At 72.8% G+C, this 25,279-nt stretch carries 17 protein-coding genes; 10 read left to right on the forward strand and 7 right to left on the reverse strand.

Annotated features, from left to right (window positions below; translation table 11 throughout):
• The first annotated feature begins 3 nt into the window (after positions 1-3).
• A complete protein-coding gene (locus tag ACGFX4_RS11780) occupies positions 4-1,350 on the forward strand; it encodes a DUF2254 domain-containing protein (RefSeq protein ID WP_393072177.1) in 1,347 nt (448 codons plus the stop codon).
• On the opposite strand, the gene ACGFX4_RS11785 is transcribed toward ACGFX4_RS11780, so the two are convergent.
• A complete protein-coding gene (locus ACGFX4_RS11785) occupies positions 1,336-6,075 on the reverse strand; it encodes a glycosyltransferase (protein ID WP_393072179.1) in 4,740 nt (1,579 codons plus the stop codon). The genes ACGFX4_RS11780 and ACGFX4_RS11785 overlap by 15 nt on opposite strands.
• Before the next feature lie 207 nt (positions 6,076-6,282).
• Between ACGFX4_RS11785 and ACGFX4_RS11790 the strand changes: the two genes are divergently transcribed.
• Positions 6,283-7,200 (forward strand): oxidoreductase, encoded by a 918-nt coding sequence (locus ACGFX4_RS11790; RefSeq protein ID WP_393072181.1) that lies wholly within the window; start codon positions 6,283-6,285, stop codon positions 7,198-7,200.
• On the opposite strand, the gene ACGFX4_RS11795 is transcribed toward ACGFX4_RS11790, so the two are convergent.
• From ACGFX4_RS11795 to ACGFX4_RS11805, 3 genes are all read right to left on the reverse strand, one after another.
• Positions 7,188-7,856, reverse strand: coding sequence for a hypothetical protein (locus tag ACGFX4_RS11795; protein WP_393072183.1), 669 nt, complete (start codon positions 7,854-7,856; stop codon positions 7,188-7,190). The genes ACGFX4_RS11790 and ACGFX4_RS11795 overlap by 13 nt on opposite strands.
• Before the next feature lie 47 nt (positions 7,857-7,903).
• Positions 7,904-9,343: a rifampin monooxygenase gene (gene rox / locus ACGFX4_RS11800; RefSeq protein ID WP_393072185.1), complete on the reverse strand. Its 1,440-nt coding sequence runs from the start codon at positions 9,341-9,343 to the stop codon at positions 7,904-7,906.
• Between the two features lie 144 nt (positions 9,344-9,487).
• Complete coding sequence (locus ACGFX4_RS11805; RefSeq protein ID WP_393072187.1) at positions 9,488-10,075, reverse strand: hypothetical protein; 588 nt, start codon at positions 10,073-10,075, stop codon at positions 9,488-9,490.
• A 184-nt stretch (positions 10,076-10,259) separates the two neighbouring features.
• Here ACGFX4_RS11805 and ACGFX4_RS11810 point away from each other — a divergent pair, with 184 nt between their 5' ends.
• Entirely contained in the window at positions 10,260-10,880 is a 621-nt protein-coding gene (locus ACGFX4_RS11810; RefSeq protein ID WP_393072189.1) for a DJ-1/PfpI family protein, read from the forward strand.
• A gap of 100 nt (positions 10,881-10,980) precedes the next feature.
• On the forward strand, positions 10,981-12,837 hold the full coding sequence (locus tag ACGFX4_RS11815; protein WP_393072191.1) for a protein kinase: 1,857 nt from the start codon (positions 10,981-10,983) through the stop codon (positions 12,835-12,837).
• 22 nt (positions 12,838-12,859) lie between these two features.
• Here ACGFX4_RS11815 and ACGFX4_RS11820 read toward each other — a convergent pair whose 3' ends face one another.
• On the reverse strand, positions 12,860-14,974 hold the full coding sequence (locus tag ACGFX4_RS11820; RefSeq protein WP_393072193.1) for an MMPL family transporter: 2,115 nt from the start codon (positions 14,972-14,974) through the stop codon (positions 12,860-12,862).
• Positions 14,975-15,115: 141 nt separating this feature from the next.
• Positions 15,116-15,298: a hypothetical protein gene (locus ACGFX4_RS11825; protein WP_393072195.1), complete on the reverse strand. Its 183-nt coding sequence runs from the start codon at positions 15,296-15,298 to the stop codon at positions 15,116-15,118.
• A 96-nt stretch (positions 15,299-15,394) separates the two neighbouring features.
• Here ACGFX4_RS11825 and ACGFX4_RS11830 point away from each other — a divergent pair, with 96 nt between their 5' ends.
• The 4 genes from ACGFX4_RS11830 to ACGFX4_RS11845 all read left to right on the forward strand — a co-directional run bounded on the left by ACGFX4_RS11830 (position 15,395) and on the right by ACGFX4_RS11845 (position 21,015).
• Entirely contained in the window at positions 15,395-16,930 is a 1,536-nt protein-coding gene (locus ACGFX4_RS11830) for a hypothetical protein (protein WP_393072197.1), read from the forward strand.
• Positions 16,931-16,993: 63 nt separating this feature from the next.
• Positions 16,994-18,463, forward strand: coding sequence for a hypothetical protein (locus ACGFX4_RS11835; RefSeq protein WP_393072199.1), 1,470 nt, complete (start codon positions 16,994-16,996; stop codon positions 18,461-18,463).
• A 63-nt stretch (positions 18,464-18,526) separates the two neighbouring features.
• Positions 18,527-19,993 (forward strand): hypothetical protein, encoded by a 1,467-nt coding sequence (locus ACGFX4_RS11840; protein WP_393072201.1) that lies wholly within the window; start codon positions 18,527-18,529, stop codon positions 19,991-19,993.
• A 92-nt stretch (positions 19,994-20,085) separates the two neighbouring features.
• A complete protein-coding gene (locus ACGFX4_RS11845; protein WP_393072203.1) occupies positions 20,086-21,015 on the forward strand; it encodes a DUF4396 domain-containing protein in 930 nt (309 codons plus the stop codon).
• A 262-nt stretch (positions 21,016-21,277) separates the two neighbouring features.
• On the opposite strand, the gene ACGFX4_RS11850 is transcribed toward ACGFX4_RS11845, so the two are convergent.
• On the reverse strand, positions 21,278-21,730 hold the full coding sequence (locus tag ACGFX4_RS11850; RefSeq protein WP_393072205.1) for a hypothetical protein: 453 nt from the start codon (positions 21,728-21,730) through the stop codon (positions 21,278-21,280).
• 175 nt (positions 21,731-21,905) lie between these two features.
• Here ACGFX4_RS11850 and ACGFX4_RS11855 point away from each other — a divergent pair, with 175 nt between their 5' ends.
• The gene (locus ACGFX4_RS11855) at positions 21,906-22,982 is read left to right on the forward strand and encodes an MFS transporter (protein WP_393072207.1); all 1,077 of its coding nucleotides are present in this window, start codon (positions 21,906-21,908) and stop codon (positions 22,980-22,982) included.
• Positions 22,979-25,279 carry a molybdopterin oxidoreductase family protein gene (locus tag ACGFX4_RS11860; protein ID WP_393072209.1) on the forward strand — a complete coding sequence of 767 codons (2,301 nt, stop codon included), beginning with the start codon at positions 22,979-22,981 and terminating at the stop codon, positions 25,277-25,279. The genes ACGFX4_RS11855 and ACGFX4_RS11860 overlap by 4 nt, the downstream gene beginning before the upstream one ends.

A 25,279-nucleotide genomic window follows, 5' to 3' on the forward strand; every position in this document is an offset into this window, starting at 1 on the left:
CGTGTGATCGGCGGGGTCCACCTGGAAGCGCAGTGGCGCAAGGAAGCGCTGCGCACCAACCTGTGGGTCGTCCCCAGCGTCGAGGTGCTGCTCGCCGTCCTGCTCTTCGTGGCCACCTGGCAGGTCGACCGGGCCGACTACCGGGGCGACATCACCCTGCCGCCCTGGGTGATCAGCGGCACCGCCGACGCCGCCCGGCAGATCCTCGCCGCCATCGCCGCCGCCCTGATCACCGTGGTCGGCGTGGTCTTCTCGATCATGATCGTGACGCTGACCCTGGCCTCCACCCAGTTCGGCCCGCGGATGATGCGCACCTTCATCCGCGACCGCACCACCCAGCTCACCCTCGGCACCTTCGTCGGCACCTTCGTGTACGCGGTCCTGGCCCTGGTCTCGATCGGGCCGGCCGGCGACGGCGAGTTCGTCCCGCACCTGTCCATCACCCTCTGCATGGTGCTGGTCCTCGCCGACCTGGCGGTCCTGATCTTCTTCATCCACCACATCGCGACCTCCATCCAACTGCCCCGGGTCATCGCCGGCATCGCCGCCGAACTCTCCGCCGCCATCGACGCGGGCGCCGCCGAACCCCGACGCACCGGCGCACCCGACCAGGGCCCCGGCGCCGCCGAACTGCACGCCCGCCTCGACAGCGCGGGCGCCGCCGTCGCCGCCCCCGCCAGCGGCTACCTCCAGTTCGTCCGGCACCGCACCCTGGTCCGGATGGCCGCCGAACTCGACGCCGTGATCCGCCTGGAACACCGCCCCGGCCACTTCCTCGTCCAGGGCCACCGGATGGCCACCGTCTGGCCCGCCGAAGCCGCCCCCGCCGTCGCCCGCAGCTTCGCCCGCGCCCACGTCACCGGCCCGACCCGGTCGCTCGCCCAGGACATCGCCTTCGCCGTCGACCAGCTCGTCGAGATCGGCATCCGCGCGCTCTCCACCGCCGTCAACGACACCTTCACCACACTGACCTGCGTCGACTGGCTGGGCGAGGGCCTGTGCCGGATCGCCGAGCACTGGGACCCCGACCCCGTCCACCGCGACGTCGGCGGCCACATCCGGGTCCTCACCGTCCCGGTCAGCTACGAACGCCTCGTCCAGCGCGCCTTCGAGAAGATCCGCCAGACCGCCGCCGGCATGCCCGCCGTGCTGATCCGGCAGCTCGACGCGCTGTCCGCGATCATGGCCGCCACCCGGGCCGAGGACCAGCGTGCCGTCCTGCTCGACCAGGCCGCCATGATCGACCGCCTCGCCCGCGACACCGTCCCCGAACCCGCCGACCGCGAGGACATCCACCGCGCCTACCTCGCCGTCCTCGCGGCGCACACCGCGGTGTCAGGCCAGCAGTGACGCGGCGTCGGCCACCGCGTCGGGTACGACCTTCGCCAGCATCTTGACGGACCGTCTCCAGTGCGAGAGGGCCAGGGCTTCCAGGAGGATCCGCGGGGTTTCGGGTCGATGCGGCCCCAGGATCTTTGCCACCTTGGCCAGGGCTCCTGCTTGACGCTCCGGGTCGCCGATGGTCCGGGCGAGTTCGAGAGAGCCCTGCGTATCACCCACCCGAGCCAGGGCGACGGACATGTGTGCCGTTGCTTCGACTCTCATCCCCGGATCGCCGATGGTGTCGGCGATCTCGGTCGCCAGCCGTCGGCGGCCGGTCTCGGTGAGCGCTGCCGCGATGTTGATCAGCGCGACCTCGCGGAGCTCCGGGGAGAGGATGTCCTGCGCCAGGTCGACGGCTTGCCGGTGTCGATCGAACCTTGCGAGGACGGGGGCAATGAAACCCAGCGCCGCGTCTCGCTTGCTCAGGTCGGTGATGGTGCGGGCGGCCCTGACTGCTGACCCGGCCGACTCGGCGGCTGCGTCCCGGCGATCCGCTCTCGCGAGAGCGTCCGCGATTCGGGTGAGGCCGCAGGCCCTGTCGTACGCGTCGGTGAGGGTCCGGGCGACGTCGACGGCTTGTCGATGACGGTCCGCCTTGGCGAGTGCGTCCACGACGGCGAGCAGGGCTTCCGCCTCGTTCTCCGGCCCGACGATGGTGTGGGCGAGTTCGGTGGCCCGTCGATGGTGACCGGCCTTGGCGAGTTCGCGCACGACGCCGGCCAGCGCGCTTGCCTGGCTGTCCGGCGTGGAGAGGCTGCCGACGAGTTCAAGTGCTCTGTCGTGCTGCCCTGACCGGGCGAGTACGACCGTGAGGTCCGTGATCGCGGCCGTGCGGAAGAACGGGTCCGGAACGGCGTCAACGAGCTCGAAGGCCTGCAGGTGTCGACCGACCCGGGTGAGAACGGACGCGACCCGCATACGCAGAACCACTCGGTCGACCGAGTCCGGCACGGCGCCCGCGAGCTCGACGGCTCGTGCGATCGGACCCGTCGTCTGCTGACGGCAGCCGGCCTTGAGCAGAGCCTCTGCGATCCTCATGAGCGCGATGCCCTCCCGGCAAGGGTCTGTGACGCCGCGGGCGAGCGTGACCGCCTCTTGGGCGAGCCGTTCGGCCCGGTGGCCCTGGCCGTCGGTGACCAGAGCGTCTGCCAGGTCGGCGTAGACCTCGGCCTTGAGGCCTTGGTCGTTGATGGTGCGGGCGAGTTCGGACGCCTGTTTGTGGTCGCCAGCCCTGGCGACGGCACCCGCGACGCGAGCGAGAGCTCTGACCTGTTCGTCCGGGTCCGCGATGGTGAGGACGAGTTCGAGAGCAGCGGTGCCCTGGTCGGCCGCGGCCAGGTCGCCCGCGATCTCGGTGAGTGCCTCCGTCCGGAGGTACCGGTCGGTGATGGTGCGAGCGAGTCTGATGGCCTCGAGGTGGTCGCCGATTTCGGCGAGGGCTGTGGCGATAGCAGCGAACGCGGTGGACCGTCGGCGCGACTCGGGGACGGCATTGGCAAGTTCGACGGCAGCTCGGAGGTGGCCGAGCCTGGTAAGGGTGCCGACGAAGGTGCTGTGATGAGGAATCCCGACCACTCGGGCCCGGCGGATCGCCTCGTCCAGCAGCCGTGCTGCCTGATCGGTCGCCGTGCTCCTGATGAGCGCGCCGGCAACGTGGACCAAGGCCGCCAGCCGGTGTCGTTCGTTGCCGAGCGTGAGGCTCAGCTCGATCACTTCTTGGGCGAGATCGATCGCTCGACGGTCATGGCCGGCGTCTGCCAGCGCACCTGTGACCTCTGCCAGCACCCGAATGCGGCTGTTCACCTCACTGATGGACCGGCCGGCGCGAATGGCCTGCGGATGCAGACCGTCGACAGCCAGTCCGGGTGCGACGAGCGCGAGCGCTCGGTCTCTCTCCGCCGACCTGGTGATGCCGTTCACGAGTTCGGCCGCCCTTTGGTGTTCGCCCACGCTGGAGAACGCTCCGGCGAGATCGGCCTGAGCCCGGGCCCGCGCATCCGCATCGTGGATGGCAGGTAGGAAACCCGAGGCCTCATCGAGCAACCGGGTCGCTGGGTCCGAGCAACCGTTGGAGACCAATCGCTGTGCGGCCTCGGTGAGCCGGGCAGCTCGGGTTTCGGCGGTCGGAAGAGCGTGGGCCATGGCGATGGCCCGGTCGACACGGCCGAGACGGGCCCAGACAGCCATGAGGGCGGCAGGTGTGTTGCCACTGGCCCGGTGAAGGTTGTCACGCTGGACGGCGAGGCGAAACGCCGCGCCCAACTGCTCCTCGCTCGGTGCCGAACCGGTGGTGAGCAGGACGTCGAATGCGGCCCGGATGTCGTCGAGGGCGGCCCGGTCGGCCCCGCTGACCTGCCAAAGGCGTTCATGGCGGGCCGGGTCGCAGGCCAGCGCGGTGAGTCGGTCGAGGTCGGCGGTGGAGTGGAGCAGGTCAGGGTACCCGCGGAGTAGGTACTCGGGAGTGTTCCCGGGCCAGCCGGCCGCTCGGTGTTCCTCGGCCCAGGCATGAATGCGGTTGAGGTGGTCGGTGAACCTGCCCGGAGCGATCAGAGCGAGCGCTGCCTGCTGGATCTCCTCGTGGGCGAGGAGGTAGACGCTTCCGGCGCCGAGGTGGTGCCAGGTCGTGGGGCGAGTCGTGAAGGCACGGCCGGTTGACCCACTGAGGGCGCGTTCGACGATCCGAGGGGTGGTGTCTGCGGTGCACAGGTGCGCCAGATCGGCGGCAGTGAGGCCGCCACCGGCTGCCGCGACCAGCCCCACCAGGTCACCGCCCAGACCGCCGTCGTGGAGCAGCCGCTCGAGGTCGCGTTCGGCTTCCACCCGGGCAGCTTTGGCGTATGGCGACGAACTGAGCATGTGATCGATGGCGTCGCCGTGCAGCGGGTGGTTGCGCGGTACGTCGTCCGGGACGGGAGGGTGGGGACGCCCGGCGACGATCGCCCGGGCGCCATGGGGCAGGACGGCAGGAATCAGCGCTGCGATGCTGTGGGCGTCGGGGCCGGTGGTGACGCCACGGTCCTCGTCGAGGCCGTCGACTACCAGGACCAGGCGCTCGCCCTTCAGCTCGCATTGAGCGGCGGCGCGTTCGAGGGCGTGCAGGAGCTGGCTGTCGCGGGTCTGTTCGGTGACGGGCGGTTCCTCCTCGCCGAGCAGGGCGTACAGCTGGCGCTGGACGATCTGACAGAACGCCGCGCGGTCGTTCTGGCCGGCGAGACGGGCGGTGATGAAGAACGCGACGACGCGCACGCCGGGCGGCGGGTTGAGGGCGAATTGGGCCATGACGGTGGTCTTGCCGGACCATGCAGGGGCGAGCCAGCGCCACCACCCGTCGCTACCGGCCCTGTCGGAGGAGGTGGCGAAGTCGGCCATGGCCGCGAGTTCGTCGTCCCGGCCTTCGCAGCCACCGCCGGCAATCCGGACGATCGACTGGCGGTAGAACGAGCACGGAGCCGTTCCGCCCGGAATACCGACATGAATGGCTCGGAGTTCCTTGACCGCGTCGAGGAGTGTCCGGGCGCCGGCGCTCCATGTACAGTCCGCGCCGGTTGTCCGGCGAAGGGTCTCGGCTTCGGCGTAGGCGGCCTCGCGATCGTTCAGCACCTGTGCGATGGCGCCGGCCCAGATACGTGTGTCCGTGTCCTCGTCGTTGTGCAGCGGCAGTACGATCCGTCGTGTCTGCTCGGGCCAGCGCTCCTTGAGCAACATCCCAAGCCCGCTGTTGCGGGACGCCAGGAGTGGAATTCCTGCGGCGATGGCCTCCATACCGACCATGCCGAACGCCTCGGCTCGGGACGGCATCAGGACGAGGGAGGCGGTGTTGCGTTCCTGCCGCAGCCAATCGGAATCCGTGGAGTAGTTCCGGACGCTGACATCCAACTTGTCGAGTGGCAGCCGACCGGCCCACTCGCCCACCCGTTGGCGCAGCTCGGCGCCGTCGCCGGGCCGGCTGCCACGCAGGAGCAGTTCGAGGTCCGGCTCGTCAACCAGTGCCTCGCTCCGAAGTACGTGGCCGACCGCGCGGGCAGCGACGTCCACGCCCTTGATGTGGTGGTCTTCCAGACGTCCCACGACCAGGATGCGTGGCGGACCTGGACGGCGGGTGAGGGCGGGCCCGTCCTGCCGGTCCGGGTCGTCGAAGCCGGGGTCGATGCGCAGGAGCCGGTCACCGTCCGCGAAATCGGGTCGCAGCTTGCGCAGGAGACGAGGGCCGACCGCAATGACGCGCGAGGCGCTGTCGAGGAGTTCCCACTCCTCGCGGGTACGGTCCTCGGCACGTTCGGCGGGGTCGTCGTCGCGGTCGGTCTTGAACCACTCCAGTTCGCTCGGGTGGGTGTGCACGATGTGGAAGCGGGCGGTGGTCTTGAAGTGGTCGTGGACGAGAGTGTGGGCGGGGCGGCCGGTGACGCGTCCGTGGCCGAGGACGACGTCTGGTACCCATCCGTTGGGGAGCCGGGGTGGGCGGGCGAGGGTTTCCAGGTGGGTCGCGCCACGGAGCAGGTGGGGGGTGACGAGGTGGACGCCGCACCGCTGCGCGTCGGCGAGCTCGGCGGCGGACGGTTCGGCCGGGAGCGAGCAGTAGACCTCCGCGCCCTCGGCGGCCAGCGCCCGGCAGAGCTGCCGGTTGAAGGTGCTCACGCCGCCGTGCGCGGGCAGCCATTCGGTGGCCAGCGCCAGAATCCGGACCCGCACCACACCCCCAGCACCCTGCCGCCGTCTGCGACACACCAGGGTAGCGAGCGTGCGGTCCCGCGAGCGCCTCTCGCCGGGTTCAACGGCCGAACGGTGACGGTTCGTTCCCGATCCGGATGTGATCTTTCGCTCCGCCCGAAGACCTGTCGAAGCACTGTTCGGCCGCCTCATACTCCATCACCTGACCGACCGGCAGATCAGAGGAGTGCGGTGCGTACAGCAGGCGGTGCGGGGACGTGGAAGCTCGGCGACCTGGAGGTGAACCGGGTCGGGTACGGGGCGATGCGGCTGACCGGCAACGGGATGATGGGGAACTCGGACGGCACGCCGATCGACCGGGACGCGGCGGTGCGGCTGCTGCTCGGCGCGTTCGAGCAGGGTGTCGACCACGTCGACACGGCGTCGTTCTACTTCTCGCCGCTGCGCTCCGCGAACGAGCTGATCAACCGGGCGCTCACCGCCTGGACCGGCGAGGTGACCGTCGTGACCAAGGTCGGCCCGTGGCGGGACCCGTCCGGCGAGTGGCACACCATGGGCCGCCCCGACCAGCTGCGCGGACAGGTCGAGGAGAACCTGCGTCAGCTCGGCCGCGACCACCTGGACGTGGTGAACCTGCGCCGCAACGGGCCCGGGCTGGACTCCGTCGCCGAGCACTTCGGCGCCCTCGCCGACCTGCGCGAGGCAGGGCTGATCCGGCACCTCGGCCTGTCCAACGTCCGCCCGGAGCACGTCGAGGAGGCCCGGACGATCGCGCCCGTCGTGTGCGTGCAGAACTCGTACGGCCTGGACTGGCGCAACGCGGACGAGGTCGGCCTGGTGGACCGGTGCGCGGAGTGGGGCATCGCCTTCGTCCCGTTCTTCGCGGTCTCCGGTCTCCGCCGTGAGGGCGCCGTGGCCGCCGAGCAGGACTCCCGCGTCCTCGCGGTCGCCCGCGCGCACGGCGCGTCCCCGGCCCAGGTCCGGCTGGCCTGGACCCTGCACCGCGGCCCGCACGTCCTCGCCATCCCGGGCACCACCAGCCCGGCCCACCTCGCCGAGAACCTCGCCGCCGGCGCCCTCCGCCTGACCGAGGAGGAACTCGCCCTCCTCGACCAGCCGCACCGGCCGGGATCGGACTACGCCGGGTAGCCGATCCCGGCGATGTCCGCGGCCAGGTCTGCGAGCCGGACGTCAGGGTTGAGCGCGGTGACCACCTCCTGCGTCAACGGCCGAAGGTCGTAGACGTGCTGGACGGCGGCAGGATCCGGCTCCAGTTCGTAGTACTCCTCCGCGAATTCCCGGTACGCCTCGGCGGTGCCCGCGAGGAGCAGCCCGAAGAGCCACTCGGCTCCGTCGGCGTCGCCCTCGCGGTCGTCGGGGACCTGGATGTCGCCGCACCGCCACGTGGAGTCTGTCGTCTCCCGCCACAGGCATGCGGTAGCCCGGGAGATGCCGTCGTGGTCGAGGAACGCCGGCTCCTCCGCCATCGGGCGGAGGACTTCCGGGAGGGAGTCGAACAGTCCGGGCCAGGGCGCGGGTGGTGAGGTACGGAACGGGCTGATCGGTGACTCGTGGTAGCAGGCCTGCGCGTAGACCCCGGCCGCCGCGAAGATGATGGCGTAGTCGTCGCCGCACCCGTTCCGCATCGACGCCATCTCCTCGGACGGTGCCCAGTGGGCGTCGTACGAGTAGTAGCGCCACTCCCACTCCGGGCTGAGGACGGCGTCGAGCATCGCCATCGCCTTTGACCGGGCGCGGACGGCCTCGGGGTCCGGCAGCTGCTTGATCACCTCGTGAACTGTCACGCGGTGATCCAAGCAGCCGCCTCGGACAACCGACCGGCCGGCCGAGGTCAGCCCGCAGTGGGTGCGCCGAACCAGGTGGGGAGGTGGGTGAGGAGGTCCTGCTGGTCGTCGCCGGCCCAGGCGATGTGGCCGTCGGGGCGGAGGAGGAGGGCGGGGGCGCCGAGCAGGTCGGCGAGGTCGGCGGGGCAGGGGAGGTGGTCGACGCGGTCGGCCCAGCCGGTGGGGGCGAGGGTGCCGGTGGTGTCGAGGAGGAGGCCGCGGCCGGTGTGGAGGTGGTCGTAGAGGCGGTCCTGCTTGAGCGGGAGGTCGCGGAGGCGGCGGCCGACGAGCGGGTTGTCGTCGCCGAAGTCGTAGCGGATGCCGATCGCGGTGATCTTCTCGATCAGGTGGCGGTTGACGTCCTCGAACTCCATGAGTTCGGCGAGCAGCCGCCGGACCGCCTGGGCGCCGGGATCGGTGGAGAGGAGCTGCATCTGGGCGCGGGTGTTGTCGAGGACCTCGGCGCCGACCGGGTGCCGTTCGTCGTGGTAGCTGTCGAGCAGGCCGGCGGGGGCCCAGCCGTTGATCTCGGCGGCGAGCTTCCAGCCGAGGTTGAAGGCGTCCTGGAGGCCGAGGTTGAGGCCCTGGCCGCCGGTCGGCGGGTGGATGTGGGCGGCGTCGCCGGCGAGCAGGACACGGCCGTCGCGGTAGCGCTCGGCCTGCCGGGTGGCGTCGCCGAAGCGGGAGAGCCAGCGCGGCGAGTGGACGCCGAAGTCGGTGCCGGCGACGGCCCGCAGCCGCTCCTTGATCTCGTCGAGGGTCGGCGGGACGGTGCGGTCCTCGGCGAGGCCGTCGGCGGGGACGACGACGCGGTACACCCCGTCGGGCATCGGGCCGACGCCGAACCGCAGTTGGGTGCGCCGGACCTCCGTGACGACCTCGGTGACGGTCTCCGGCGGGACGCCGATCTGCATCTCGCCGATCAGCGTCTCGACCCGGGTGTCCAGGCCGGGGAAGGCGATGCCGGTGAGCTTGCGGACGGTGCTGCGCCCGCCGTCGCAGCCGACCAGGTACCGCGCGCGAAGCGTTGTGCCGTCGGCGAGTTCGGCGGTGACGCCGTCCGTGTCCTGGTCGAGGCCGACGAGTTCGACGCCGCGCCGCAGGTCGGCGCCGAGGGCGAGGGCGTGGTCGGTGAGCAGCTGCTCGGTGACGCGCTGCGGGATGCCGAGGACGTACCCGTGCGCGGTGTCCAGGTCCTCGGGCCAGGACTTGGCGATGGCGGCGAAGAACCCGCCGACCCGGTACTGCGTGCCGCGGGCCAGGAACTCCGCCAGCAGGCCGCGCTGGTCGAGCAGCTCGATGCTGCGCACGTGCAGGCCGAGGGCGCGGGAGTGGATCGGCGGTTCCGCCGCCTTTTCGAGGACGGCCACCTGTACGCCCTGCAGGCGCAGCTCGGCGGCGAGCATCAGGCCGGTGGGTCCGCCGCCGACCACGATGACGTCAAGCATGGATTTCCCCGATTCCCCGTAGGTCTTTCCGTTCGGACATTTCCGCAGGTCGCGGGTCCGAGGTTGGCAATTGTGTGGCAGGGGTGGGGCCTTGCCGCAAGGCCCCCCATGCGCTATATCTTGATAGTGGCAGGGAGTGCTCATTCACTCCTTGCCACCGGTGTTTTTACGGGTGCCCCGCCGGCGGCGGAAATAGTGCACGGTGAGCAGCCCCAGCAGCGGGCCCCAGGCGGCGAGCGGCCAGTACGCGGTGTAGAAGACGGCGGACTGCCAGCCGTCCAGGTAGGGGCCGGGGTCCGACTCGCCGGTGATCCGGTGGCCGGTGCTGATCATCGCCATCGAGTACGGCCACAGCAGCGTGTTGAACGCGGCGCCGAGCCCGGCGGGGAGGACCGCGGCGAGGACCGGGACCGGGCGGCCGCCGAGGCCGGGGATCCACCGCGGCCACACCTCGCCCCACTCGCTGACCAGGCCGATCGCGAGGAACGCCAGCCCCTCGGCGACCACGCTCAGCGCGATCACGTACCACCACTCGGCGCCGAACCAGGGCGGCGGCGGGTGGCCGTCGGTGGGCGCGTGCATCAGCGGCAGCCGCAGGTCGACGGAGAGGACGCGCCACAGGCCGGAGGGCAGGACGACGAGCGGCGTCGCGTACGCCGCCCACCGGGCCCAGCGGGGTGCGCTGGCGGCAGGTCGGCCGTGGAATCGGCTGAGCAGGGCAGAAGTTGACATGGCGTCGGCTCCGGTCGGGGTGATGCGTTCGGACCCGACCAAGGTCGCAGCGGGCCGGGCGGGCGGGCATCCGTCCCGAGTCCCGGGCGGGGTCACCCTCCCGGAGGAGTGGGATCGGCCCGAGGGACGAGATCCGCCCCGCGTCGCGCAGAGGTCTGGACCAACTCCGGTTAGGCTGCGGCGCATGGACATCGTGATCCCGCTCTTCGACAACTTCGAGCCGCTCGACGCGATCGGGCCGTACGAGATCCTCGGGTACGTGCCGGGCGCCACCGTGCGGTTCGTCACCGACCGGCCGGGGCTGGTGAAGGACGTGTTCGGCAACATGCCGGTGCACGTACCGACCCGCTATGCGGAGGTCGAGCGGTGCGACGTCCTGCTGGTCCCGGGCGGCGGCAGCTACCGGACGATGGTGGAGGACCCCGAATTCCTCGCCTGGGTGCGCCGGATCCACGCCACCACCCGGTTCACCACCTCGGTCTGCACGGGCGGGGTGGTGCTCGGCGCGGCCGGGCTGCTCGACGGGCTGAGCGCCACCACGCACTACGCGGCGGCGCCCGAACTCGAGGCGTTCGGCGCGGTGTACACCGCCGAGCGGGTGATCCGGCACGACCGGGTGATCACGTCGGCCGGCGTGTCCTCCGGCATCGACATGGCGGTCCGACTGGCCGCGCTGCTCTCCGACGACGTCACCGCGCAGGCGATCCAGCTGTACACCGAGTACGACCCGCAGCCGCCGTTCGACTCCGGCTCGCTCGCCAAGGCCCCCGACGAGGTGGTGGAACGCGCCCGCGGCCTGCGCTGACGGCGCCGCACCCCGTGTCCGGAGCAGCCCCTATGCTGACGGGAGTTGTCGGCCGTCCCGGCGGCGCGGGGGCGGCGGACGGCAGCGAGAGGGGGGTGTCGTGGAGGCACTGGGGGCCGGGGATCCCCGGCAGATCGGCGAGTACCGGCTGCTGCGCAGGCTCGGCGCGGGCGGCATGGGCCAGGTGTACCTGGGCCGGACCGCCGGCGGCCGTACGGTTGCGGTGAAGACGGTGCACGCGCACTTCGCGGCCGACCCGGAGTTCCGGGTGCGCTTCCGGCAGGAGGTCGCGGCGGCCCGCCGGGTCGGCGGGCGGTGGACGGCACCGGTGCTGGACGCCGACACCGAGGGCGAGCGGCCCTGGGTGGCCACCGGCTACGTCGCCGGCCCCTCGCTGACCTCGGCCGTACGGGACTTCGGGCCGCTGCCCGCCGCCGCGGTCCGCTCCCTGGGGGCCGGCCTCGCGGAGGCGCTGGCGGCGGTGCACCGCAAGGACCTGGTCCACCGGGACGTCAAGCCGTCGAACGTCCTGCTCGCCCTGGACGGGCCCCGGCTGATCGACTTCGGCATCGCCCGGGCGCTGGACGCCACCGCGCTCACCCGGACCGGGCACGTGGTCGGCTCGCCCGGCTTCCTCTCGCCCGAGCAGGCCGGCGGCCTGGCCGCCGGCCCGGCGTCGGACGTCTTCTCGCTCGGCGCGGTGCTCGCCTTCGCCGCCACCGGCACGGCGCCCTTCGGCGCGGCGCAGAGCACGCCCGTGCTGCTCTACCGCGTGGTGCACGAGCAGCCCGACCTGGACGCCCTGGCGGCCGTCGACCCGCGGCTGCGGGACGTCGTCGCCGCCTGCCTCGCCAAGGACCCGGCACAGCGGCCCTCGCCGGACGAGCTCACCGGACTCCTGGCCGGCGACGACCGGGGCGCCGGCGGACGGCTGGACAGCCGCGACTGGCTGCCCCCGGCCGTCTCGGGCGCGCTCGCCCGCCTGGCGGTGGAGCTGCTCGACCTGGACACCGAGTCCGCCGGGTCCGCCGGGTCCGCCGAGAGCCCGGCGCCCCTGCCGCCGCAGCCGCTGCACGCCCCGCTGCCGACACCCGACACCGCATCCGGGCCCGCGGCGGCCGGTGGCGTCCCGACCCCGACCGTGAGCAGCGCACCGACGCCGCTGGGTCACGTCCCGACGCCGACGGCGAGCAACGTCCCGGCGCAGGCGGCGATGAGCGTCGCGGCGCCGACCGCGGGCAGCGTTCCGGGAGTCGGAGCGTCCACCGCGACCGCGTCCCCGTCCCCGGCGCTCTCCGGGTACCCGGGCCACGCGCCGCAGCCGCTGCCGGGCTTCGGCCCGCCCGCCGCCTTCGGCCCGCCGGTGGAGGGTGCGACGGCGACCACGGCGCTGCGCCCCGCGCGTTCGCGGACCGCCGGCCTGGTGGTCGCCGCGGTCGTCGCGGCGGCGGTCGCCGGCGGCGCCGTGTACCTGCTCACCCGCCCCGACGGCTCGGCGGACGGCGGCAAGCCGACCACGCCGGGCACCGCGGCCTCCGCCCCGGCGACCTCGCCTCCCGCATCGGGATCGCCGTCCCCGTCCCCGTCTCCGTCCCCGTCCGCCGCGGCGGACGCGGGCGCGGTGCCGGCCGGGTTCCTGGGCACCTGGCAGGGCCGCCTCGGCAGCCCGCAGCTGGGCAGCGGCACGGCGGACTTCCGGATCACCATCACGCAGGGCCGCAAGGGCGAGGCGGTGGCGGCGATCCGCAACAACACCGGGCCGGGCACCGGGTCCTGCGACGCGACCGCGGAGCTGGTGTCGTCCGCTGCCGACCGGATGGTGCTCAAGACCCGCCCGATGAGCATCCTGACCGGCTGCGTGGCCAACCCGTACGACCAGGTGTACACCCGCAACGGCGACGGCAGCCTGCACCTGGCGGTGGACAGCTTCAGCGGTGATCTCACGAGGGCAGGCTGACCGCCCGCTCGGCCACCTTCGGCTACCCCTGTTCGACGGTCGCGGGTTCGGCCTCGGGCGGTGGCGCGGACGGTGGCGGGTGGGAGAGCGGGCTGGGCCACCACATCCACCGCCCGATGTCGACGGTCAGCGCGGTGACCAGGATCGAGCGCACCACCAGCGCGTCGATCAGCACGCCGAGCGCGACCGCGAAGCCGATCTCGGCGAACCCGACGATCGGCAGCGTGCCGAGCACGGCGAAGGTGCTGGCCAGGATCAGCCCGGCGGAGGTGATCACGCCACCGGTCGCCGCCAGGCCGATCACCGCGCCGCGGCGGGTGCCGTGGTGTCCGGCCTCCTCGCGGATGCGGGTCATCAGGAAGATGTTGTAGTCGATGCCGAGCGCCACCAGGAACACGAACACGAACAGCGGGAACGCCTGGTCCTCGCCGCTGAAGTGGAAGACGTGCTCGAAGAAGAACGCGCTGATGCCGAGCGCCGCCGCGTACGAGAGCACCACGGTGGCGATCAGCACCAGCGGTGCCACGACCGCCCGCAGCAGCGCGGCGAGGATCAGCGTGACCACGACCAGGACCAGCGGGATGATCACGCGGTTGTCGTGCGCGGCGGCCCGGCCGGCGTCCAGGACGACGGCGGTGCTGCCGCCCACCTTGGCGTCGGCGCCCGGGACGGCGTGCGCGGCGTCGCGGACCCGGTCGACGGTGGCCTTGGCCTGGTCGCTGTCGGGCGGATCGGTCATGGTGGCCTGGAAGAACGCCTGGCCGGACTTCTCCACCGGCGGACTGGTGGCGGAGATGCCCTCCGTGGCGCCGACCGCCTGCCGCACCTCGGCGACCTGTCCGGCGGCGCTGACCACCGACAGCGGCGCGCCGGTGCCGCCGGGGAAGTGCGCGGCGAGCACCTGCTGGCCGGCCACCGAGTCCGGCTTGCCGGTGAAGGTGCCGGCGGTGGTCAGACCGGTGGCGTTGAGCGAGAGCAGCCCGAGGGTGCAGGCGGCCAGCGCGAGCGCGGTGCCCGTCCAGACCCGGCGCGGGCGGCGGGCGATCCAGCCGCCGATGTGCGCCCAGCGACCCGTCCGGGTGGGTTCCGCCGTCCCGTAGTCGGGTTTGACCGGCCAGAACACCCACCGGCCGACGGCCACCAGCAGGGCCGGCAGCAGCGTCAGCATGGCGACGAGCGCGACCAGCACGCCGATCGCGCAGACCGGTCCGAGGCCGCTGGTGGAGTTCATCTCGGCGACGGTCAGGCAGAGCATCGAGGCGACCACGGTCGCCGAACTGGCGAGGATCGCCGGGCCGGCCCGGTGCAGGGCGAGCGCCATCGCCTCGTGCCGGTCCTCGTGACGCCGCAGCTCCTCGCGGTAACGGGCGGTGATCAGCAGGGCGTAGTCGGTGCCCGCGCCGAGCACCAGGACGATCAGGATGCCGGCGCTCTGCGCGTTGACGGTGAGCCCGGCGTGCTCGGCGAACAGGTAGATCAGCGCCTCGGCGACGATCAGTGCGACGCCGGCCGCGCCGAGCGGCAGCAGCCACAGCACCGGGCTGCGGTAGGTCAGCAGCAGCAGGACCACCACCACGGCGACGGTCGCGAACAGCAGCGTCGAGTCGATGCCCGCGAAGGCCTCCGACTCGTCGGCGCCGACGCCCGCCGGGCCGGTGACGTGCGTGGTCAGGCCGGGGACGTCGCCGGCGGCCGCGGTGGCGCGCATGCTGTCCACGGCCGGGCGGAGGTTGTTCCAGCCGGTCGACCCCAGCTCGACGGGCACGACGGTCTGCATCGCCCTGCCGTCCTCGGACTGCACCGGGCCGACCACCAGCCCGACCACGTGCGGGGCGCCGGCGAACGCGGCGGCGTCCTGCACGGCCTTGGCGTGGTCCTCGACCGTGATGCCGCTGTCCCGCTCGTACACCACCACCGCCTGCGCGGTGTCCACCGGCTGGAAGGAACGCTGTTCGACCAGCACCTGCGTCGACTCGGCGTTGCCGGGCAGCCAGCTGGACGCCTCGTTGTCCTCGGCGTCGTTCAGCTTGCCCGCGAGCGGACCCGCCACCAGGATCAGCAGCAGCCACAGCGCGAGCACCACCCATTTGCTGCGCCGCCCGCACGGCAGCGCCGCCAACCGTCTGGTCGGGCTCATGGTGTGCGTCCCTCGGTGCCGGGCCCGGCGGGCCGCGCCCGCCCGGACAAACCCGCCTCCCAGGATCCCACCGCGGCCGGACGCCGTCAGTTCGAGGCAGTTGCTCGGGCGTTCCGGTGCGCGCGCTCGGGCGCGCCCGGCTCAGCTGCCGAGCAGGCCGGTGAGGTCGTACCCGAGGCCCGCGAGCACCGGCAGCGCGCCGAGGTCGGTGATCGCGCCGACCGGGATGCTGTAGCCCTGGTTGACCTGCGGCTCGGCCGCCGCGGGCGACGCGAGGACCAGAGCGAGAGCGGCCGCGGCGAGGGCGGTGGGAAGCAGCTTCATGCCCTCACCAACGAGCACGGTGCGGCGAGGGGACGGGTAGGACACCGAGATTCCCGCGTGGCCCGACCGTGATCGGCGGCCACCAGAATCGTTCCCATGCAGAACGAGGGGGGACGGGCTGTCGCCGTCGGCGCTGCCCTGCGGTGGGTGGGGAATCCGGGCACGGTCGCGGCCGTGCTGGTGCTGGCGTTCAACGACCATGTCGGGAAGCGGGCTTGGCCGGGGGTGGTGACCGGAAAGCTGAGCGACGTGGCGTGGATGCTGGTGGCGCCGCCGGTGCTGGCGCTGCTGCTGACGCCGGTCCTGCGGCTGCGCGGCAACCGGCCCGCGGCGGTGGGCATCGCCGGTACGGCCGTGACGTTCGCGCTGGCGAAGGCGGGCCCGGCCGGGGCTGACATTGCGTCACAGGTCTGGTCGCTCACCGGCGTGCCCAGCCGGACCGTGGCCGACCCCACCGACCTCTTGGCGCTGCCCGCCCTCGCCCTCGCCTGGCTGCTCTGGCGGGCGAGCCTCCGGCCGTGGCGGGGATGGCAGGCGCTCGCGCTGATCGCCGTCCCGGCAGCGACGGTCGCGATGGTGGCGACCACACCCGCCGTCGACACCTCCTCGCTCCGCACGGTGAACGGCCAACCCGTGCTGCGCATCAACAGCCACACGTGGGCCGGCCAGGACGGGGGCCTGACGTGGACCCCGCTGGACCAGGACCCCGGCCCGGCCGACCCGGGCGACCCCACGTCCACGGTGGGGGCCGGCCGCTGCGTGCCGGCCGAGCCGCGGATCTGCTACCGCGTGCGCTCGCTGGACGCACCGGTGGAGGCCAGCGAGGACGGCCGCACCACCTGGCAGCCGGTCTTCACCCCGCCCTGGGCCCCCTCGCCCTCCCCGTCCGCGCCGGGATCGCCTTCGAGCGGCGCGCCGGGCTCGGCCACGGCGGGGACGACGGGCTCCGCCGGGGGCGGCGCGGGGTACTTCCCCGGCGAACTGGAGGTGGTGACCCTGTCGGGCGGCGGGTACGGGGTGATCGTCCACCTCGGACACCACGACCTGGTGGTCCGTACGGCGGACGGCCGGTGGGCGACCGTGGCCCTGCCGAAGCCGCCTCCCCGGCCCGACGTGGACACCGGCTCACGGCCGTTCCTCCTCGGACTGCCGGTCGCCCTGGCCGCCGGCTGGGCCACGGCCCTCGCCGGCCTGGGCGCCCGGGCGGCTGCGGCCGTCCCCGCAGCGCGGCGGCGGACGTTCGTGATCGGGCTGGCGATCCGCCAAGTCCTGGTGCTGGACTGGGTGGTCCTGGCCGCCTGGCTCTGCGGCGAGTGGTCGGGCGTGATCGTGGTCGGGTCGGGCTGGGCGATCGCCGGGCTCGTCTCCCTGTGCGGGCTCCCGCTGCTGAGGCTGCTCCCGAAGACGGGGCAGGGGCCGCGGACGAGCGGCGGGATCGTGGGCGTGTTCGTCCCGGGTCTCGCCGTCCTGACCGGCTGCGCGGCGCTGGTGCCGTACCTCTGGTGGTCGGTCTTCACCTCCACCGAGTGGTCGAGGATCTCCTGGCTGGCGCTGTACGTGGCCGTGGTCGGCTCGGTCCTCGGGGCGATGGCGGGATGGCTCCAGGACCGGCCGACCCCGTCCCGCCACTGACGGCCGGCCCACCCGGCCTCCCGCGTCTTCCGGTCGTGACCGCGGTCCGCCAGACTCGTTCCCATGCGGAACGAGGGGGAGCGGGCCGTCGCGGTGGGGGCGGCCCTGCGGTGGGTGGGGAATCCGGGGACGGTCGCGGCCGTGCTGGTGCTGGCGTTCAACGACCGTGTGGGCAAGCGGGCTTGGCCGGGGGTGGTGACCGGCAAGCTGAGCGACGTGGCGTGGATGCTGGTCGCGCCGCCGGTGCTGGCGCTGCTGCTGACGCCGGTCCTGCGGCTGCGCGGCAACCGGCCCGCGGTGGTCGGCATCGGCGGGACGGCGGTCGCCTTCGCGCTGGCCAAGTCCGGCCCGGTGGGAGGCGAAGTGGCCTCGTGGGTCTGGTCGTTGAGCGGTGTGCCGAGTCGGATCAAGGGCGACCCGACCGACCTGGTGGTGCTGCCCCTCCTCGTCCTGGCCTGGTGGCTGTGGCGGGCGGGCCAACGTCCTTGGCGGGGCTGGCAGGTGCTCGCGCTGATCGCCGTCCCCGGCGCGGTGGCGGCGATGGTGGCCACCTCGACCGTGGAGCACCGCCCCGAGCTGTGGGGCGAGGACGGCCGGCCGGTCCTGAGCGCCGACGGGCACACCTGGACCAGCCGGGACGGTGGCCTGACCTGGACCGTCCTGGACCGGAAGCGCGGCGCGAAGGCCCGGCGCGACGACGGTCCGACGGCGGCCGAGGGGCAGTGCGTGCGGGCCGAACCACTGCGCTGCTACCGCTTGTTGGGGATGAGAGGCGTGGAGGTCAGCGAGGACGGCCGCTACAGCTGGAGCAACGCCTTCACCCCGCCCTGGTCGACACCCTCCCCGGCCCCCTCGACCACCCCGACCGGGCCCGTCGATCCGACCCGGTACGAGTACCCGGGGGAGCTGGTGGTCGCGGCCCTGCCGGACGGCGGGTACGCCGTGATCGCGCACTACGCCGGACACGGCCTGGCCGTGCGCACCGCGGACGGCCGCTGGTTCACCGAGGGCTACCCCGTCCTTCCGCCGCCACCCCCGGCGAAGCCGCCCGAGCGGCACAGTTGGACCGGCCTGCCGGTCGCCCTCGCGGCCGGCTGGTCGGCGACCCTCGCCGGCCTGGCCGCCCGGCTGCTGGTGGTCGCGTCCCCCGATCGGGGCTGGCGCTCCGCCGTCGTGCTGATGATCCGCCAAGGCCTCGGCCTGTACTGGGTCTTCCTCGCCGGATGGCTCTGCGGCGGCCGCCTCCTGTGGTCCGTCTCGGGATGGGTGGTGGCCGGGGTCATATCGCTGTGGCTGCTCCCGATGATGACCCTGCTCTACCGTCCCGAGCGCGGCTCGGGCCTCGCACTGCCCGCCCTCGGCCTCGCCGTCGGTGGCGCGGCGATGGTCCCGTACGTCCGGTGGTCGGCCGGGGAGCTCGCGGCCTGGTCGACGGCGTCGCGCCACGCGCTGTACTGCGCGATCGTCGGCACCGCGCTCGGTGTGCTGGCGGGCGCCCTGCCGTGGCGGAGAACGGCCGGGCCCCGGCACTGACGGGTGGTACACCGAGATGCCCGCGTGGCCCGGACGTGATCTTCCCCCGGGACACTCGTCCCCATGCGAAGCAATGGGGGACGGGCTGTCGCCGTCGGCGCTGCCCTGCGGTGGGTGGGTAATCCGGGCACCGTGGCCGCGGTGCTGGTGCTGGCGTTCAACGACCATGTCGGGAAGCGGGCTTGGCCGGGGGTGGTGACCGGCAAGCTGAGCGATGTGGCGTGGATGCTGGTCGCGCCGCCGGTGCTGGCGCTGCTGCTCACGCCGCTGCTGCGGCTGCGCGGCGACTGGCCCGCGGTGGTCGGCATCGGCGGGACGGCGGTCGCCTTCGCGCTGGCCAAGTCCGGCCCGGCGGGAGGCGAAATCACCTCGTGGATCTGGTCGTTGAGCGGTGTGCCGAGCCGGATCAAGGGCGACCCGACCGACCTGGTGGTGCTGCCCGCCCTCCTCGGGGCGTGGTGGCTGTGGCGGGCGGGCCGACGGCCGTGGCGGGGCTGGCAGGCGCTCGCGCTGATCGCCGTCCCCGGCGCGGTGGCGGCGATGGTGGCCACCTCGGCGGCCGACCCCGGGCTGCTGCTGTGGAGCGACAACGGCCGGCCGATGCTGCAGACCTCCCAGGCCCTGTGGACCAGCGCGGACGGCGGCCACACCTGGACGGTCGTCAGGACGACCGTCGCCGACGACCTGCCCGGCGATGGTGGCCCGTCGGCGACCCAGGGGCGCTGCGCACCCGACCGGCCGCTCGTCTGCTACCGGCTCGCCACCGGCGGCTCCGCCGTGGAGGCCAGCCAGGACGGCGGCCACACCTGGACACCGGCCTTCACCCCCACCAGGACCGAACACAACGACGCGAACGCGCGCGGCGAGGTGGGCGAGTTGGTGGTGGTGACGCTGCCGGGCGGCGGCCACGGCGTGATCGTGAACTACCACTGGCGGGGCCTGGCCGTCATGGCGGCGGACGGCCGGTGGACCGAGCGGAGCCAGCCGGCGATCCTGCCGGAGCAGTGGGACTGGACACCGGCACGCGCCCTGCCGGTCGCCGCCGCGGTCGCCTGGTCGGTGGTCGTCGCGGGCCTGTCCGTCCGCATGGTGCGCACCGCGCCGGCCCGCAGGCGCCTGACGCTCGGCCTGCTGCTGGTGCTCCGCCAGGCGGCCGTCCTCGGGGCGGTGTACCTGATCACCCGGCTCTGCGGCCTCAACGCGGTGTGGTTCATGCCCGGCTGGCTGCCGGCGGCTGTCCTCGCGGTCTGGGCGTTCCCCCTGGCGCTGCAGCTGTGGCCCCGCGAGCGCGAGGAACTCGGCTGGGCCTGCTCGTACGCCCCGCTGATCGCGATCACGGCGGTCGCCGCTCTCGCCGTCATGCCGCCGTACATGCTGCAGTCGCTGGGCGGCGGGCCGGGCGCCTGGTCGCTGGCCTCCACGGCGGCGATGTTCGTCGCGCTGGTCGGCACGGTGTGCGGTGGCGGGGCGGGCATGGCGTCCGCCCTCCCCCCGGCCCCCGTCCACCACCCGGGCCCGTACCCCTTCTGACGTGCTCGATCGGGGGCCGGTGCCACTGCCGTCGAGTGGCCGGTGATCAGCAGGGCTGACAGGCTGGTCGACATGACGACCAGGAGGCGTGCGTGCTGCTCGACGGCGTGATGCTGCTGTGGTTCCTGCAAGTGGCGATCGCCGTCGTCTTCGTCGCCGTCGACATCCAGCGAACCCCCGAGGCCACGGTGATGAAGTGGGGCTTCGTCGTCGTCACCGCGTTCAGCGGCCTGTTCGGCGCCCTGCTGTACGTGCTCAGCTGCCGCGAGCCGCTGCCCGGGACGCACGAGCAGTACGTCGCGGCGAAGTGGCGGCAGGTTGTCGGGTCCACCATGCACTGCGTGGCCGGCGACGGCATCGGCATCCTGGTCGCCGCGGTCATCACCTACAACCTCGGGCTCCAGCCGTGGGGCGAGACGCTCTTCGAGTACGCGCTGGGCTTCCTGTTCGGCTGGACGGTCTTCCAGGCCCTGTTCATGAAGTCCATGTTCGGCAGCTACCGGGAGTCGTTGAAGAAGACGTTCCTCGCCGAGCTGCTGTCCATGAACGCGGTCATGGGCGGCATGGTCGCCGTCATGAACCCCTGGATGACCAACACCATGCCGCGCCCCAGCCCCACCGGGCCGACCTTCTGGTTCATCATGTCGATCTCGCTGTGCGCCGGCTTCCTGGTCGCCCTGCCGATGAACTGGTGGCTGGTCGACCGCGGACTCAAGCACGGCATGCTGACCGTCCGCCACGAACAGCCGGTGCCCCTGGCCGCCGGGACGGCCCTGGCCGGCGCCGCCCTCTCCGGCGCACCGACCCTCCGGGCCGGGGACCTCGCTCCCGCCGCAGCCCCCCACGCCGGCCACACCACGACGGCCGCCGCGCCGACTCCCGCCGCCGGCGCGGAGCACGACCACCACGCGATGGACGCCCACGTCGGCCGCCGCGCCCTCGCCGGCATGACCGCGGTGAGCTTCCTGATCTTCGGCGCAGGCGTCGCGGTCGCCGGGATCTTCGGCCACCTCACCAGGTGATCCGGTTGCCGGCGGCCGAACATCCTCCCGTCGGGCTGCGGGGCGCCTTCGCGGAGATGGCATGTTCGCGGCCGAAAAACCGCAGGTCACAGGTCTATCCGCCGCGGGTGGGTGGGGTCTAGCATTCCCGGCACGGCGGCCTCACCACGGTGCTCCGGGCCGCCGTGCAGAGCAGCCGCGCCTTGCCCCCGGCGCTGCTGGCCTCCCACCGGTCGGGCCCCGGGAGCACCCCCGTTGCTTCCGGGGCCCGGCTGACTGCGCCTCAGCGGCATCGGCCGGTCCGCGCGGTGCCCGGTGTGGACGGCACGCTCGTCGGCCGGTAGCTGGAGGTACCGCCGGGAGCCTGGGACGCCGGGTTCGACGGCAGACCGCCGGACACGCCTCCGGTGGAGGATCCGCCGGTGCTGCCGCCGCTGCTCGTGCCGGTCGTGCCGCTGGTTCCGGTCGTACCCGAGGTGCCCGTGCCGCCGGTGGTGGTCTTGGTACCGCTGCCGCCGGTGGTCGTGCTTTTGCTGCCGGTGCTGCCCCCGGTGGTGCTCCGGCCTCCGCTGCCGCCGGTGGTCTTGCCCGCGTACCCGTTGCCGACGGCGGCGAGGGTCAGCCCCGTCCCTCCGTCGCTCTGCCGGCTGCACCGCTTGGACTCGCCCGAGCAGCCGGTCAGCGTCGCGAACACCAGCGCGGCGCCCACCACCGCGATCGGAACGGTCGATCTCATGAATTCCCCCCCGTGACCTCGGATCGTCTGCTCACAGGGACGCCGGCGCCGGGCGGTCGGTTCGCAGGCCGGTTCACAGGTGGGAGACCCGCCGCCACCCGATCGGATCACCCCGCGCGCAGCGTACACACACCGTCACTAGCGTGCGGATCAGTCGACTGATCGGAGAGGGCAGGTGCCAGACACACCGCCAGACACACCGTCAAGTCCAGGCGGCCGTTCGACGGCTGTTCGGGCGTCCGTGGTGGCCACCGGGGCGAGCGTGCTGCTCCTGGTGGCCATTGTGCTGGGCAGCAGGGGCCTGCGGGACTTCGACTCCGCGCTCGTCCCGTACGCGGTCGCCACCGTCTTCCTGACCTTCGGCGTGGTCTACCGCTACACCGTCTGGGTGTCGGCGCCGGCGGCTCGGCGGCTGTTCAAGGAGGGCTGGCGGGCGGCGCTGTCCTGGGAGAACCTGAAGCGCTCGCCGACGGCGCTGCCGAAGATGATCGCCACCTACCTCGGCTTCCAGAAGTTCCTCGGCGCCCGTTCGCACGCCCGCTGGGCCGCTCACCAGCTGATCTTCTGGGGCTGCCTGCTGGCCGCCGCGATCACCTTCCCGCTGACCTGGGGCTGGTTCACCTTCACCGCCTCCAGCGCCACCGGGCCGGGGTACGAGATGCGGCTGTGGGGCATCAAGCTGTTCGGCTTCGACTCCGGGTCGTTCTTCGGCTGGGCGCTCTACCACGGACTGGACCTGGCGGCCGTGATGGTGATCGGCGGCGCCGGCTACTTCCTGATGCGGCGGATGCGCGACCGGGAGGCGATGACCGGGCAGCGCTTCGGCTACGACTTCGTCCCGCTGCTGGCGCTGATCACCATCTCGGTGACCGGTCTGCTGCTGACCTTCTCGGAGATGTTCCTGCACGGCGGGGGCTACGAGTTCCTGGCGATCCTGCACATGGCGTCGGTGGTGCTGACCCTGGTGTACCTGCCGTTCGGCAAGTTCTTCCACATCGTGCAGCGCCCGGCCGCGGTCGGGATGCAGCTGTTCAAGTACACCTCGCGGAAGAAGGACGACCCGGCGGGCGAGGTGTTCGCCTGCAAGCGGTGCGGCCAGCCGGTGGACACCGTGGCGTACGTGGAGAACCTGCGCGGCACGATGCGCGACCTGAAGCTCGACTTCGACGCGTGGGCCGAGTACTGCCCGCGCTGCAAGCGCGTCCTGCGCGGCGGCGCCTACCTGTCCAGCGTGAAGCGGGGGTTCAAGTGAGCGCGGAGCGCGTACCGCTCGATCCGTCCATCGCGCCGTCCGGCACCCGGAAGTTCCGGGACGCGGGCGGCCTGCCCGCGGCGGGCTGGCGGGCGGACCAGACGGAGCAGACGCTGGTGCCCACGCACTGCTGCTTCTGCGGCGTGCAGTGCGGGATGTACCTGCGGGTGGACACCCACGGGAAGGTGTTCGGCGTCGAGCCGCGCAACCACGACATCAACCGGATGCGGCTGTGTCCGAAGGGCATCAACGCCTACCAGCAGGTCAACCACCCGGACCGGCTGGTCACGCCGCTGATGCGGCGCAGCCGGGACGAGCCCTTCCGGGCGGTGACCTGGGAGGAGGCGCTGTCGTACACGGTGGAGCAGATCCGGCGGATCCAGTCCGAGCACGGGCGGGACGCGTTCGGGATGCTCGGCGGGGCGAGCCTGTTCTCGGAGAAGACGTACCTGGTGGGGAAGTTCGCCCGGGTCGCGCTGAAGACCCGGCACGTGGACTACAACGGCCGGCTGTGCATGGTGAGCGCGGCGGGCGCCAACAAGCTGGCGTTCGGCATCGACCGGGCGGCCAACCCGTTCTCGGACATCCTGCAGACCGAGTGCCTGCTGATCGCCGGCTCCAACGTCGGCGAGTGCTTCCCGGTGATGACCCAGTACGTGTGGGGCGCGCGGGACCGGGGCGCGAGCCTGATCGTGGTGGACCCGCGGGAGACCGCGATCGCCCGGACCGCCGACATCCACGTGGCACTGAAGTCCGGGACGGACGCGGCGTTCTTCAACGCCGTGCTGAACGTGATCGTGGATGAGGGCCTGACCGACGAGGCGTTCCTGGAGGCGCACACCACCGGCTGGGCGGAGGTGAAGCAGTCGGTCAAGGAGTACACCCCGGCGCGGGTCGCGGAGATCTGCGGCGTCCCGGCCGAGCAGATCGTGCAGGTGGCCCGGACCTTCGGGCGGGCCCGCCGGGCGATGGCCTGGCACGCGCGCGGGATCGAGCACCACACGCAGGGCGTGGAGAACTGCCTGACCGTCATCAACCTGTGCACCGCCACCGGCAACCTGGGCCGCCCGGGCGCCGGGTACGGCACCATCACCGGCCAGGGCAACGGGCAGGGCGGCCGCGAGCACGGCCAGAAGGCGGACCTGCTGCCGGGCGGCCGTTCGATCAACGACCCGGCGCACCGCCGGCAGATCTCCGCGATCTGGGGCATCGACGAGGAGGAGCTGCCGCAGGCCGGCACCTCGATGATGGAGATGGTCTGGCAGATGCAGCGCGGTGAGATCCGCGGCCTGCTCGGCGTCTGCAACAACCCCTTCGTCTCGCTGCCCAACTACGCCGTGGTGAAGTCGGGTTACGACGAGTTGGAGTTCCACGCGCAGTTCGACTTCTTCCTCTCCGAGACGGCCTCCAACGCGCACGTGGTCTTCCCGGTCACCACCTGGGCCGAGGACGAGGGGGTGATGGCCAACGCCGAGGCCCGGGTGGTCAAGCACAACAAGGCGCAGGAGCCGCCGGCCGGGGTGCACACCGACACCTGGGTGCTGTGCGAGCTGGCCCGCCGGCTCGGCGTGGGCGAGAAGTTCGCCTTCGAGGGGTCGAAGGAGGTCTTCGACGAGCTGCGCCGGGCCTCGGCCGGCACGGTGATCGACTACTACGGGATCACCTACGAGCGGCTGGAGGAGACCGGCGGGATCGCCTGGCCGTGCCCGAGCCTGGACCACCCGGGCACGCCGCGGCTGTTCGAGGGCGGGACGACGGCGCACCCGGACGGCAAGGTGCACATGCAGGTGGTGGAGTGGCACCCGCCGGCCGACCCGTACGACGACGAGTACCCGATGACGCTGACCACCGGGCGGACGGTGGCGCACTTCCTGTCCGGCAACCAGACCCGGCGCCTCGGCGCGCTGGTCGAGCAGACGCCCCGGCCGTGGGTCGAGGTGCACCCCTCGCACGGCTTCCGCACCGGCGACCCGGTGCGGGTGGTCACCCGGCGCGGGACGTCGGTGCTGCCGGCGCTGGTGACCGAGGCGATCCGGGCGGACCACGTGTTCGTGCCCTACCACTGGCCGTACCCGGTGGCCGCCAACGCGCTGACCATCGACGCGCTGGACCCGCGCTCGAAGATCCCCGAGTACAAGGTCTGCGCGGTGCGGATCGAGCGCGCCGAGGCCGTCGACGAGGTGCCGGCGCCGCCCACCCCGCCCGGCCGCGAGGCCTACCCGGAGACCCAGGTCTCCCGCACCGACCCGCTGCCGCCGACCTCCCCGCAGGGCCGCGGCACCGCCGAGAGGGGCTGA

It is taken from the genome of Kitasatospora sp. NPDC048365 (assembly GCF_043200835.1).
Lineage (GTDB): Bacteria > Actinomycetota > Actinomycetes > Streptomycetales > Streptomycetaceae > Kitasatospora > Kitasatospora terrestris.